Raw genomic sequence first — 12,590 nt, forward strand, 5'->3', positions numbered from 1 at the left:
TCTCTCCTTATTTCGGCTGGAAGCTGGGATGGACGACGGCGCCGTCCCTGGTCAGGGCGGTGGCCTTCACCAGCTCGTCGTCCCAGTTGACCGCGAGCTCTTTCTTGGCCTTGTCGACCATGGTCTCGATGAATGAGAACAGGTTGCGCGCGTAGAGGCCGGAGGCCGACGCCGCGACGCGGCCGGCGACATTGGTGTAGCCGACGATCTTGATGCCATCGAGGTCGACGACCTCGCCGGCCTTGGCGCCCTCGACATTGCCGCCGCGCTCGACCGCGAGATCGACCAGCACCGAACCAGGCTTCATCGACTTCACCATCTCGCTCGAGACGAGTTTCGGCGCCGGACGGCCCGGGATCAGCGCGGTCGTGATCACGACGTCCTGCTTCTTGATGTGCTCGGCGGTCAGCGCGGCCTGCTTGGCCTGATACTCCTTGGACATCTCCTTGGCGTAGCCGCCGGCGGTCTGGGCGTTCTTGAACTCCTCGTCCTCGACCGCCAGGAATTTCGCGCCCAGCGATTCCACCTGCTCCTTGGTGGCGGGCCGCACGTCGGTCGCGGTGACGACGGCTCCGAGCCGCCGCGCGGTCGCGATCGCCTGCAGGCCGGCGACGCCGACGCCCATCACGAACACCTTTGCGGCCGGAACCGTGCCGGCCGCGGTCATCATCATCGGGAACGCGCGGCCGAAGGCTTCGGCGCCCTCGATCACCGCCCGGTAGCCCGCGAGGTTGGCCTGGGAGGACAGCACGTCCATCACCTGAGCGCGGGTAATGCGCGGCATCAGTTCCATCGCGAAGGCCGCAATGCCGGCATCGGCCATCGCCTTGAGCGCGGCCTCGTTGCCGTAGGGGTCCATGATCGCGATGACGAGCGCGCCGCGCTTGTATTTGGAGAGCTCGGAGGCCTCGGGCCGCTTCACCTTGATGACGATGTCGGCGTCCTTGACCGCGTCTGCGCTGACGGTGGCGCCCGCCGCGGTGAATTCCGAATCGGGCAGGCCCGACTTGATGCCCGCGCCGGGCTCGACCGCCACCTCGGCGCCGAGCGCCTTGAACTTCTTGATGGTATCGGGCGACGCCGCAACCCGCGGCTCGGACGGATCAATTTCCTTGGCAACGGCAATCTTCATGGGCCCTCCGGCGGCGCAAGCGGCGCGCGCGTCTTCAAACTAGCGTTATTTTCGCCAGATTGGATACCCGGTTTTTGCCACCGGGTTGGACAGGAATATGCGCCGCCGAGGCCGGCAGCGCCGCAGCCGATCAAAGGATCAGAGCAGGAAATAGGCCATCAGGATGAGGATGATGGCGACGCTGATGGTGCCGTATTTGACCAGCATGAGGAATCCCTCATAGGTCTGCTCATGCGCCACGTAATCGTTGCCGTCAGCGGTCGTGTATGCCACTTCGCTATGGTCTGCCATCCTTGTCCCCAGTCAGAAATTCGTATCTGGCGAGCCATTACCGCAATCGCGGTGGCAGGGCAACGGCGCGGTCCCGATCAAGCCATTTGTGGGGCCGATTGTCCCGGATCCTGGCCGGCTCGCAACCGGCGCCGGCGGCGGTTCATCGCCATTTGGGCAGGATTTATCTCCCGACCACGAGCGCGGAAGAAAAATCGTGCCGCCCGCCGCGCGAAATAACCAACACAGTTCCTTGTGGGCCGGACTGCCGTCCGGCCCCCTGGATTGGCAAACCCGAATCGATCGGCCTCAGCCCATCGCCTCCAGTTCGTCGATCATCCCGGCAATGACGGACAGACCGCCGTCCCAGAATTTCGGGTCCTTGGCGTCGAGCCCGAACGGCTTGAGCAACTCGGAATAGTGCTTGGTGCCGCCGGCGGCGAGCATGTCGAGATAGCGCTCGGCGAAGCCTTCGGCGGCGTGCTCGTAGACCGCATAGAGCGAGTTCACCAGGCAGTCGCCGAAGGCATAGGCATAGACATAGAACGGCGAATGGATGAAGTGCGGGATGTACATCCAGAACGTCTCGTAGCCCGGCTTGATCTCGATGGCCGGCCCGAGGCTTTCGCCCTGCACGCTAAGCCAGAGCTGGCCGATCCGCTCGGCGGTAAGCTCGCCGTTCTTGCGCTCGGTATGCACCGCGCGCTCGAAGGAATAGAACGCTATCTGCCGCACCACGGTGTTGATCATGTCCTCGACCTTGCCCGCGAGCAGTGCCTGGCGCTGCTTTGCGTTCTTGGTCTGGGACAGGAGCCGCTTGAAGGTCAGCATCTCGCCGAACACGCTCGCGGTCTCGGCCAGCGTCAGCGGCGTCGGCGCCATCAGCGCCCCGTTCTTCGCCGCCAGCACCTGGTGGACGCCGTGGCCGAGCTCATGCGCAAGCGTCATCACGTCGCGCGGCTTGCCCTGATAGTTCATCAGCACATAGGGGTGCGCCGACGGCGTGGTCGGATGCGAGAACGCGCCGGGGGCTTTGCCGGGCCGGACCGGCGCATCAATCCAGCGATCGGTGAAGAAGCGCTCCGCGATCTCGGCCATCCGGGGCGAGAAGCCGCGATAGGCCGACAGCACCATGTTGCGCGCCTCGGGCCAGGCGATCGTGCCTGATGCCGCGAACGGCAGCGGCGCGTTGCGGTCCCAGTGCGCCAGCTTCTTCTTTCCGAACCATACCGCCTTCAAGACGTAATAGCGATGCGACAGCTTGGGATAGGCCGCGCGCACCGAGGCGACCAGGGCGTCGACCACCTCGCGCTCGACGCGGTTGTTGAGATGGCGGGAATCCGCGACATCCTGGAAGCCGCGCCAGCGATCGGAGATCTCCTTGTCCTTGGCGAGCGTGTTGGTGACCAGTGCGAAGGTGCGCTCATTGTCCTTGAAGGTCTTCGCCAGCGCCTGCGCCGCCGCCTTGCGCTTGTCGCCCACCTTGTCCTGCAACAGGTTCAGCGTCGGCTCGATCGCCAGCTCCTTGCCCGCGACCTTGAAGCGGAGGATGGAGATGGTCTGGTCGAACAGCCGGTTCCAGGCCGCGTAGCCGCTCTGCGCCTTCTCGTGAAACAGCTGCTCGACGCGATCCTCGAGCTGATACGGCTTATCCTTGCGCAGATCCTCGATCCACGGCCGGTAATGGCCAAGCTCGGGTTCGGCCATCGCGCGCTCGATCACATCATCGTCAACGCGATTGAGCTCGAGCGAGAAGAACAGCAGATGCACCGACGCAGCGGTCAGCCGCTCGGACACGTCGCCATAGAACTTCGAGATCGCGGGATCGACGCTGTCGCCGGCATGAACGAGGCCGGCATAAGAGCCGAGCCGGCCGGCGAGATCGTCGATCGCCTCATAGCGCCTGATAGCCTCGGCGAGCCATTTGCCGCCGCCGTCGCGAGCGGTATGTTCGGCGAGCTTGCCTTTGTAGTCGGTCTCAAACGCGACGCAATCTGCATCCATCTTCGCCAGGTCGCGTGCGACTTCCGGCGCGTCGATACCGGAGTAGAGATCTGCCAGATTCCATTCGGGCAGCTTGCCGGTCTTGCTGGCCGCCCTTTTCGAAGCCGGTCTGGCGGTGGCCGATTTGCGTTGAGCGGTTTTCTTGCGGAGTGCGGCTTCTTTGCGGAGAGCGGACTTGTTGGGAGCAGATTTGGAGCGCGAGGTCATCTTGTTCGAAACCCTACATCAGTCGGAAAGACGGCGGCGGCAGCGGAATGAAAGCGGGATGGCAACGTTTAAGAGTGCGTTAATCGGCATCGGCGACAGTGCCCCGATTCGAGACAGATAACCGTAGCGTGCGGGGAAAACCATGGCTGCCACCATTTTGATCGCCGATGACGACGCAGTACAGCGTCGTTTGGTTGAAAACATGGTGCAGAAGTGCGGCTATGAGCCTCTCGTCGTGGACAGTGGCGACGCGGCGATAGCTGCACTCACCGCCCCCGACGCCCGCGCGATCGATGCCGTGGTGCTCGACCTCGTGATGCCCGGCCTCGACGGCCTCGGTGTCCTCGCAAAGATTCGTGAAGCTGGTTTGAACGTCCCCGTCATCGTGCAGACCGCGCATGGCGGTATCGACAATGTGGTGTCGGCTATGCGCGCCGGCGCCCAGGATTTCGTCGTCAAGCCGGCCGGCTTCGAACGGCTCCAGGTCTCCTTGCGCAATGCGCTCAACGCCTCCGCGCTCAAGGGCGAGCTGCAGCGCATCCGGCACAGCCGCGAGGGCCGGCTGACCTTTTCTGACATCATCACCCGCAGCGAGGCCATGACCGGAGTGCTGCGCACCGCGCAGAAGGCGGCGTCCTCGACCATTCCCGTCCTGATCGAGGGCGAATCCGGCGTCGGCAAGGAATTGTTCGCGCGTGCCATCCACGGCAGCAGCGAGCGCAAGTCGAAGCCGTTCGTCGCGGTGAACTGCGGCGCGATCCCGGACAACCTCGTCGAATCGATCCTGTTCGGCCACGAGAAGGGCGCCTTCACCGGCGCCACCGAGCGCCATCAGGGCAAGTTCGTCGAGGCCCATGGCGGCACGCTGTTTCTCGATGAGGTCGGCGAGTTGCCGCTGGCCACGCAGGTGAAGCTTTTGCGCGCGCTGCAGGAAGGCACCGTCGAGGCAGTCGGCGGACGCAAGCCGGTGAAGGTCGACGTCCGCATCATCTCGGCGACCAATCGCAAATTGCTCGATCTGGTGAAGGGCGGTCAGTTCCGCGAGGATCTGTTCTATCGCCTGCACGTCCTGCCGCTGACCATTCCGGCGCTGCGGCAGCGGCGCGAAGACATTCCACACTTGTTGCGGCATTTCCTGGCGCGCTTCTGTGCCGAGGAGAACCGCAGCATCAGTGGCATCAGCGGCGAGGCGATGGCGCATCTGTCGCAACTCGACTGGCCCGGCAATATCCGCCAGCTCGAGAACACGGTGTATCGCGCTGTGGTGATGAGCGATGGCGACCAGCTCGGGCTCGCCGATTTCCCGCAGGCGACGGCGCATGCCGCGCCTGAAGGCAAGTCGTTGCAGGGTGAACCGCTGGTCGTATCGCCCTCCACCGCGCCCGCGATGAATTCCGGTAACGAAATACCCATAGCACTGCCCGCCGCGGGCAATCTCTCGATGCTCAACAGCTCAGGCGATGTGCGTCCCCTGGAAGATCTCGAGAACGAGATCATCCGCTTCGCGATCTCGCACTACCGTGGGCAGATGTCGGAAGTTGCGCGCCGCCTCAAAATCGGCCGCTCGACACTTTATCGCAAGCTCGACGAGGCTGCGGCCGGGGCACGCGCCGCCGACGCCAATTAGGCTTGGCGGCCGCGCTGTGGCGCAGGCAAGAGGCTGCACCGCGGGAACCTTTTGAACCGTGGCCTCGCGGTGACAGACAAACATCGGGCTGCGTGGCAAAAACCGCTCAGCCCGAATGAAATCAGGTGGTTCGGGGTCAGTTTGTCGTGAGTTGCCCCGCATGGCGCTGGCTGCATGAGAGGGGCGTTTGTATCGTCTGCGTTGGTTGCGTGCAGGCGTTGCGAGTCGATCGAGAAGGCCGGCGCTTCCGCGCAAGCTGCGAGACCAAACACTGACTTGAACTGCTCCAGTGCACGGGCAGTTTCGCCCAGGGGGTGTGACGATGCGTGACTGTTCGAACGACCGTCGGGGATTTGACCGCGTATTGATGGCCGTCGCGGCAACCTTCCTCACGGTGTCCGCGACCGCAGCTTTCGCACAGGACACATCTCGCTCCAGCCCCGCGGAACTCGCCATCGACGCCGCGATCCCGCGTCCCGAACCGGCCAACGTGCCGCCGCCGACCGCCAGCGATTTCAAGATGGACACGACCGCCGCGCTGCCGGACGCCAAGAAGGCGACCGACACGAAGCCGGCCGATGCGCAGGCGACCGACGCCAAGTCCACGGATGCAAAGCCCACGGATGCAAAGTCCACCGACGCCAAACCCGGCGACGCAAAGGCGGTTGATGCAAAACCGGCCGATGTGAAGCCGGCCGAGTCGAGCGCGACGGCGACGACCACCGAGCCGAAGCCCGCGAACGTTGCCACCACGCCGGCAACCGACAGCAAGCCCGCCGACGCGCCGAAGACCGATACCGCGGTCGCCCCCGCAGCCGCGCCGGCCCCGGCAACCGCGGCATCGCCCGCGACAACTCCTGCAACGGCAGCGGCGCCCGCCGCTACTCCGGCTCCCGCCACTGCTGCTGCCCCGGCAACCGAACCTGCCAAGGCCGCGAGCAACGTTCCGGCCGAAGATCAGCCCGTCGCCGACAAGCTGCGCGAGCTGCTCGCCAGCAAGTCGCTGCGCCCCTTCGACCGCAAGAACGAACGCGCGGCAGCCGAGAAATTCTATTCGGCCCGCGACTACGCCCCGGTCTTCACGAAGGCCGGCAAGCTGACCGAGACCGGCAATGGCGTCATCGCGCGCCTGAAGGATGCCGCCTCCGACGGCCTCGATCCGGAAGACTATCCGGTGCCGGATTTCGCCGCCGCGACCTCGCCGGACGCGCTGGCCGAAGCCGAGCTGAAACTCGCCGGCAGCATGCTGGACTATGCGCGGCAGGCGCAGAGCGGCCGCATGCACTGGTCGCAGGTGTCGGCCGACATCCTCTATCCCGAGCACCCGATCGATCCGGCGGAAGTGTTTGCGAACGTGACCTCCGCCAAGGACGCATCCGCGACGCTGGACAGCTACAACCCGCCGCACAAGCTCTACAAGGAGCTGAAGAAGAAGCTCGCGGAGCTGCGCGGCCAGGGCGACGGGCCCGTCATCCGGATCGCCGAGGGACCGGTGCTGCGATATGTCGCCGCCCGCGGCAGGAAGCAGGCGGCGGTCGAGATGGACGATCCGCGCGTGCCCGACCTGCGCAACAAGCTCGGCATCACGGAGAATCCCGGCAGCACGACGTATGACGCGACGGTCGCCAGGGCGGTGCAGAAATTCCAGAGCAGCGTCGACCTCAAGCCATCAGGCGTTCTCGACGACCGCACCGTCAAGGCGCTGAACAGCCCGAAGCGCGACAGGCAGATCGACACCGTGATCGTCAATATGGAGCGATGGCGCTGGCTGCCGCGCCAGCTCGGCGCGGCCAATGTCGGCAATGCCTATGTGATCCTCAACATCCCCGACTACACGCTGAAGGTGATGCAGAACGGCGCGCAGGTCTGGTCCACGCGCGTCGTGACCGGCAAGCCCGGCCAGCATGCCACGCCACTCCTGACCGAGACGATGAAGTACATCACGGTCAACCCGACCTGGAATGTGCCGCCCTCGATCATCTACAACGAATATCTGCCGGCCCTGCAGCAGGATCCGACGGTGCTGCAACGCATGGGCCTCAAGCTCGAGCGAAACCGCGACGGCACGATCCACATCTCGCAGCCGCCGGGCGAGGCCAACGCGCTCGGCCGCATCCGCTTCAACTTCCCGAATAAGTTCCTGGTCTATCAGCACGACACGCCGGACAAGTACCTGTTCGCCAAGCAAGAGCGTGCCTACAGCCACGGCTGCATGCGGGTGCAGAACCCGGACCAGTACGCCTCCATCCTGCTCAACATCACTGAGCCGAATGCGCACTACACGCCGGAGCGGATCCGCAGCATGTACGGCTCGAGCGAAGTCGACCTGAAATTCCCGACGCCGATCCCGGTGAACATCACCTACCAGACCGCGTTCGTGGACGACGCCGGCAAGCTGGAGTTCCGCAAGGACATCTACGGCCGCGACGCCACCATGCTGTCGCTGCTCAAGAACAGCCGCGGCAAGGACCTCGAAACGGTGGTGGCACATGCGCAGCCGAGCTACTCGCGGCCGGCGAGCAGCAGCCTGCCCCCTGGCGTCAGCGTCGCCGGTGATAACGGCGGCTGGAATTCCTCCGGACCAAACTTCTTCGAGCGCCTGTTCGGGGGATTCGGACAGCCGGAGCCGCAACCGGTCCGCCGCGGTCAGGCTCAGCAGCAGCGTCGGGTGTACACCCGTTAATCTGTGGCCTGGGCCGGATTTTGGTAAATTTTGAAGTGAAATCAACGATCTCGTCCAAAAGACGAGATCGTTGATGTTAACCATTACCGGTCGCTGCCACGGTACCGGGCTATTTTTCGCCACACTCAATCAGTTAGTTAAGGCTAACTTGGGGGCGGGTCGGTAAACCTCGGTTAACCCTCCCGCTTTAAGAAAGCGTTCACCGTCATTCGCAGGGGGTCTGCGAAGATGCCGACCGAACGCTCGTCGACTGGGTGGGCTCATAGTGCTGGCTGTTTTCGCACGCCGCTTCATTCCGTTGTCGCTGCCTAAGGCCGGGTACCAAGTCGGCCTGACCTTGCTGCTGCTCCTTGCCGGGGCCGGATCGGTTCACGACGCGACCGCGCTGAACGAAACCCGCACCCTCTCCTTCCACCACACCCATTCCGGCGAAGACCTCACCGTCACCTTCAAGCGCGATGGCCGCTACGACGAAGCCGCGCTGAAGCAGCTCAATCATTATTTACGCGACTGGCGCAACCAGGATGAGACGGTGATGGACCGTCACCTGTTCGACATCCTGTGGGAAGTCTATCGCGACGTCGGCGGCAAGCAGCCGATCCAGATCATTTCCGCCTATCGCTCTCCCTCCACCAACGCCATGCTCCGCCGCCGCTCCTCGGGCGTTGCGCGCCACAGCCAGCACATGCTGGGGCATGCGATGGACTTCTACATTCCCGGCGTGCCGCTCGAGCAGATCCGCTACGCCGGCCTCCGCCTGCAGCGCGGCGGCGTCGGCTTCTATCCGACCTCGGGCTCGCCCTTCGTCCATCTCGACAGCGGCAATATCCGCCACTGGCCGCGCATGACGCGCGAGCAGCTGGTCAAGGTGTTCCCGGACGGCCGCACCGTTCATATCCCGACCGACGGCACGCCGCTGAAGGGATATGAGCTCGCCAAGGCCGACATCGAGCGGCGCGGCAATGGCGACGACGCAGCGACCCTCGCCAAGCCGAGCCTGTTCGCCAAGCTGTTCGGCGGCGGCAAGTCGAATGACGACGAAGACGAAGCCACGGCGCCCGTGAACGACAAGCCCGCGGCCAACACCGTGGTCGCGGCCGCGGCGCCCGCCAAATCCGCCGACCCCGTGCCGATGCCGCGCGCCAAGCCGCAGATCATGGCCGCGATCCAGCTCGCCGCGGCCGACGCGCAACTCGTTCCGGCAGCGAAGGACAAGCCGCAGGTCCAGGCCGCCGACAACAGCGGGTCGCAGCCGCAGTCGCCCGCTGACATCATCAACGCCCGCGGCTTCTGGGGCGATGCGACGGCCACGCCGAAGCAGGCCTCGCCGGAGCAGATCGCAGCGCTGAAAGCCCGCGAAGCCGTTGGCGCCACCGATCCGCAGACGACCGCCAGCGCAACGGAGAACTTCAACAAGGCGCTCGCCTACGCACCGGCTGCGTCCTCGCCGGTTGACCGCGCCCACATCGTCGCCGCGTCCGCGCCGGTGCCGCGCAGCGTGCGCCCGACCCGCAACGCCGCCGCGGCAGCGACCGAGATCAACACCGTTGTTGCCAAGGGTGCGCAGGGTCAGGACGTGATCATGACGTCGGCCCGCATTTCGGCCGCCAAGGGCAACGAAGTCTGGATGCGTGTCGTGATGCTGGCGCCAAGCGCCAGCAACGGCATGCTGACCACGGTGCTTGGTGATACCGACATGAGCCTGATGCGCGCTCACTTCGTCAAGCCGGAGACGTCAGTCGCGATGACCTTCTCGGATGATCCGATGATGGGGATGACCTGCGACCGCTTCTCGGGGACCGCCACGGCCGTCCTGGCGACCCAGTCGTTCGTGCGCACCGCCTCGCTGCGCTAGATTCCACCTCAAGTTCGTCCTCGCGCGCAGCCGGTTCAAGCCGGCAGCCCAGCCTTGAGCAAGCCGGCCTCGTAGCGGGCCCGGTCGAGTTCATGCTTGTAATGCTGGGTGGCCAGATGCGCGGCGACCGAGAACGTCGGTTCGCGCTTCAGCACCTCGGCGGCGTGCGCGCCGGCCGCCACTGCATTGCCCATCTGCGCCAGTGTCGCCGCAAGGAAGGCGTGATGGGTGTGATCGGGCCGCGTAATGCGCGAGAATGCATCGGCGGCATCGGCGTATTTTTCGGCGCAATAGCAGGCCCGGCCGAGATGGCTCCAGAAACGCTCGGGGTGATACGGATTGAGGCGCATCGCGCGCTTGATCCAGTCGGTGCCCTCCTCCGGCCGCCCGAGCCAGGTCAAAAGCTCGCCCTGCTGCACGACGACAAGGTCGTAATTCGGATTGAGCGCGAGCGCGCGTTCCTGATGGAAGGTTGCCTTGTCGTGGTCGTCGCGATTGAGGTTCAGCGCGGCGAGGATCCGGTGCACGTCGCTGTCGTTATCGTCGAGCTTGAGCGCGATCTCGAGCTCCGCGGCCACCTGCTCGAAGGTCGCGTCGCGATCGTCGCACCAATTATAGACCCAGGTCTGCCCAAGCACGCAGGCCCGCCAGGCGTGCGCATGAGCATAGTTGGGGTCGAGCGCAATCGCGCGCTCCAGCAGACGCTGCGCTTCCGCATTGTCCTCCCGCGCCGAGCGATGGTGCAGAATCTTGGCGGCCAGCACGCATTCATAGGCTGCCATGTTGTCGGTCGGCTTGCGCTTGACGCGGTCATGGGCGGCAGCCTCGACGCGGCCCGGCAACGTCGCCACGATTGCGCGTGTCATCTCGTCCTGGATGGCGAAGATATCGGCAAGCTCGCGGTCATAGCGCTCGGCCCAGACGTGCCGGTCGGCCTCGGCGTCGATCAGCTGCACCGTGACGCGGATGCGGCCGCCCGCCTTCCGCACGCTGCCCTCGAGCACATAGTCGACCGCAAATTCCTTCGCGACGTCCTGCACCTTCACGGCCTTGCCCTTGTACACGAAGGTCGAGTTGCGCGAGATCACGAGCAGATCGTGGAAGCGCGACAGCTCGGTGATGATGTCCTCGGTGAGGCCGTCGGCAAAGAACTCCTGCTCGGGATCGCCGCTCATGTTGACGAGCGGCAGCACTGCAATCGAGGGTTTCCTGGCGACCGAGGGCGCTGCCGTTCCTTGCGGATGCGCTGGGACGGATTTTGAATCCGACTCAAGACGGATGCGGAAGACGCGGATCGGGCGGACGATGTTCTTGACCGTTTGATCGCCGATATCCTCGAAGCTCAGATCTTCCAGACGATCCCCGACCTGGTCACGGACCGCGGCCGAAACACAGATGCCGCCTGGCTCGGCCAGCGTTTCCAGACGGGACGCGACGTTGACGCCGTCCCCGAAGATGTCGTTGCCGTCAACGATCACATCGCCAAGATTGATGCCGATGCGAAACTGCATCCATCGCGCCGGCGCGACGTCGGTATTGCGCTTCGCCATCCGGCGCTGCACTTCCGCGGCGCACAGCACCGCGTCGACGACGCTGTGGAATTCGACCAGCATGCCGTCGCCGGTGGTCTTGATGATGCGGCCGCGGTTCTTGGTGATGGCCGGATCGATCAGCTCGATCCGGTGGGTCTTGAGGCGCGCAAGCGTACCCGTCTCGTCGGCCTCCATGAGCCGACTATAGCCGACCATATCAGCCGCGAGGACCGCAGCGAGCCGGCGCTCTGGTCCTGGCACATCCATCTGCGATCTGCCCGGTTACCTCACCGGGCAGTGTAGCAAATCCCGGAAATGGACCCAAGGCTTAATGGCCCAGACCTTGAAGCGGCGTCCTGAACCAGACCCCGCCAGCCGGACAGGTCTGCCGGCTTACAGCATCCCGAGCGCCTGCATATAGGTCTCGAGAATGGTCTCCTGCTCCTGACGCTCGTTCGGATCCTGCTTGCGCAGACGGATGATGGCGCGTAGCGCCTTGACGTCGAAACCATTGCCCTTGCTCTCGGCATAGACGTCGCGGATGTCGTCGGAAATGGTCTTCTTCTCTTCTTCCAGCCGCTCGATGCGTTCGATGATCGACTTGAGCTGATCCTTGGCAAATCGCGTTGCGGGCTCTTCCTTGACGGCGGCAGACGTGGCCATCGCGCACTCCTGAACTGGCATTGAAATGTCACGCGAATACGCGTCCTGCGCACCGCTTGTTGCGAGCGACCCTCGATTTTGGGGCGCGTTCCGTCAAGGAAACATCGCACTCATCCACAGCGCGCCCACAGGAGATGCGGGTCGCCGATGGAACGATGTCACACGGGCTTAATGTCCGGGGTGGGATTTCTTCATTGCAGCAAGCTGCTCGGGCGTGGCGCTGTCCTGATATTTGGCCTTCCACTCCTCATAGGGCATGCCGTAGACCGCCTCGCGGCTCTCGTCCTTGCTGACCGCAATCCCCTTGGCGTCGGCCTCCTCCTTCATCCAGTTGGACAGGCAGTTGCGGCAGAAGCCGGCCAAGTTCATCAGATCGATGTTCTGGACATCGGTCCGGCTGCGCAGGTGGTCGACGAGGCGCCGGAAGACCGCGGCCTCGAGCTCTGTTCTGGTTTTGTCGTCAATGTTCATCGCCGTCATCCCGATGTTTCATCGGCACCATATTGATAACAAGTGGGAATTGTCACAGTTTTTGCCATATCGCCGCGCAAAACAGCACTGGATCGGCCCCCATGTACCGCGTGGTAACGCGGAAATGCGCGTCCCGACCGTTGACA

9 protein-coding genes are annotated in these 12,590 nt (G+C 64.4%); 3 read left to right on the forward strand and 6 right to left on the reverse strand.

Annotated features, from left to right (window positions below; translation table 11 throughout):
- Positions 1-7 precede the first annotated feature (7 nt).
- The 3 genes from MTX19_RS36710 to MTX19_RS36720 all read right to left on the reverse strand — a co-directional run bounded on the left by MTX19_RS36710 (position 8) and on the right by MTX19_RS36720 (position 3,613).
- Complete coding sequence (locus tag MTX19_RS36710; RefSeq protein WP_280985732.1) at positions 8-1,132, reverse strand: Re/Si-specific NAD(P)(+) transhydrogenase subunit alpha; 1,125 nt, start codon at positions 1,130-1,132, stop codon at positions 8-10.
- A 138-nt stretch (positions 1,133-1,270) separates the two neighbouring features.
- Positions 1,271-1,423, reverse strand: a complete 153-nt coding sequence (locus MTX19_RS36715; protein WP_280981544.1) for an aa3-type cytochrome c oxidase subunit IV — start codon at positions 1,421-1,423, stop codon at positions 1,271-1,273.
- 288 nt (positions 1,424-1,711) lie between these two features.
- Complete coding sequence (locus MTX19_RS36720) at positions 1,712-3,613, reverse strand: M3 family oligoendopeptidase (RefSeq protein WP_280981545.1); 1,902 nt, start codon at positions 3,611-3,613, stop codon at positions 1,712-1,714.
- A 142-nt stretch (positions 3,614-3,755) separates the two neighbouring features.
- On the opposite strand from MTX19_RS36720, the gene MTX19_RS36725 reads away from it, so the two are divergent.
- From MTX19_RS36725 to MTX19_RS36735, 3 genes are all read left to right on the forward strand, one after another.
- Positions 3,756-5,240: a sigma-54 dependent transcriptional regulator gene (locus tag MTX19_RS36725; RefSeq protein ID WP_280981546.1), complete on the forward strand. Its 1,485-nt coding sequence runs from the start codon at positions 3,756-3,758 to the stop codon at positions 5,238-5,240.
- A 322-nt stretch (positions 5,241-5,562) separates the two neighbouring features.
- Positions 5,563-7,923, forward strand: a complete 2,361-nt coding sequence (locus MTX19_RS36730; RefSeq protein ID WP_280981547.1) for a L,D-transpeptidase family protein — start codon at positions 5,563-5,565, stop codon at positions 7,921-7,923.
- 265 nt (positions 7,924-8,188) lie between these two features.
- Positions 8,189-9,778 carry a DUF882 domain-containing protein gene (locus MTX19_RS36735; protein WP_280981548.1) on the forward strand — a complete coding sequence of 530 codons (1,590 nt, stop codon included), beginning with the start codon at positions 8,189-8,191 and terminating at the stop codon, positions 9,776-9,778.
- 35 nt (positions 9,779-9,813) lie between these two features.
- On the opposite strand, the gene MTX19_RS36740 is transcribed toward MTX19_RS36735, so the two are convergent.
- From MTX19_RS36740 to MTX19_RS36750, 3 genes are all read right to left on the reverse strand, one after another.
- Positions 9,814-11,577, reverse strand: coding sequence for an adenylate/guanylate cyclase domain-containing protein (locus MTX19_RS36740; protein WP_280981549.1), 1,764 nt, complete (start codon positions 11,575-11,577; stop codon positions 9,814-9,816).
- Positions 11,578-11,703: 126 nt separating this feature from the next.
- Positions 11,704-11,973: a DUF2312 domain-containing protein gene (locus tag MTX19_RS36745; RefSeq protein ID WP_280975446.1), complete on the reverse strand. Its 270-nt coding sequence runs from the start codon at positions 11,971-11,973 to the stop codon at positions 11,704-11,706.
- A gap of 168 nt (positions 11,974-12,141) precedes the next feature.
- A complete protein-coding gene (locus MTX19_RS36750; protein ID WP_280981550.1) occupies positions 12,142-12,444 on the reverse strand; it encodes a DUF1244 domain-containing protein in 303 nt (100 codons plus the stop codon).
- Positions 12,445-12,590: the final 146 nt, after the last annotated feature.

Source organism: Bradyrhizobium sp. ISRA464, assembly GCF_029910095.1.
In the GTDB taxonomy this organism is placed as follows: domain Bacteria; phylum Pseudomonadota; class Alphaproteobacteria; order Rhizobiales; family Xanthobacteraceae; genus Bradyrhizobium.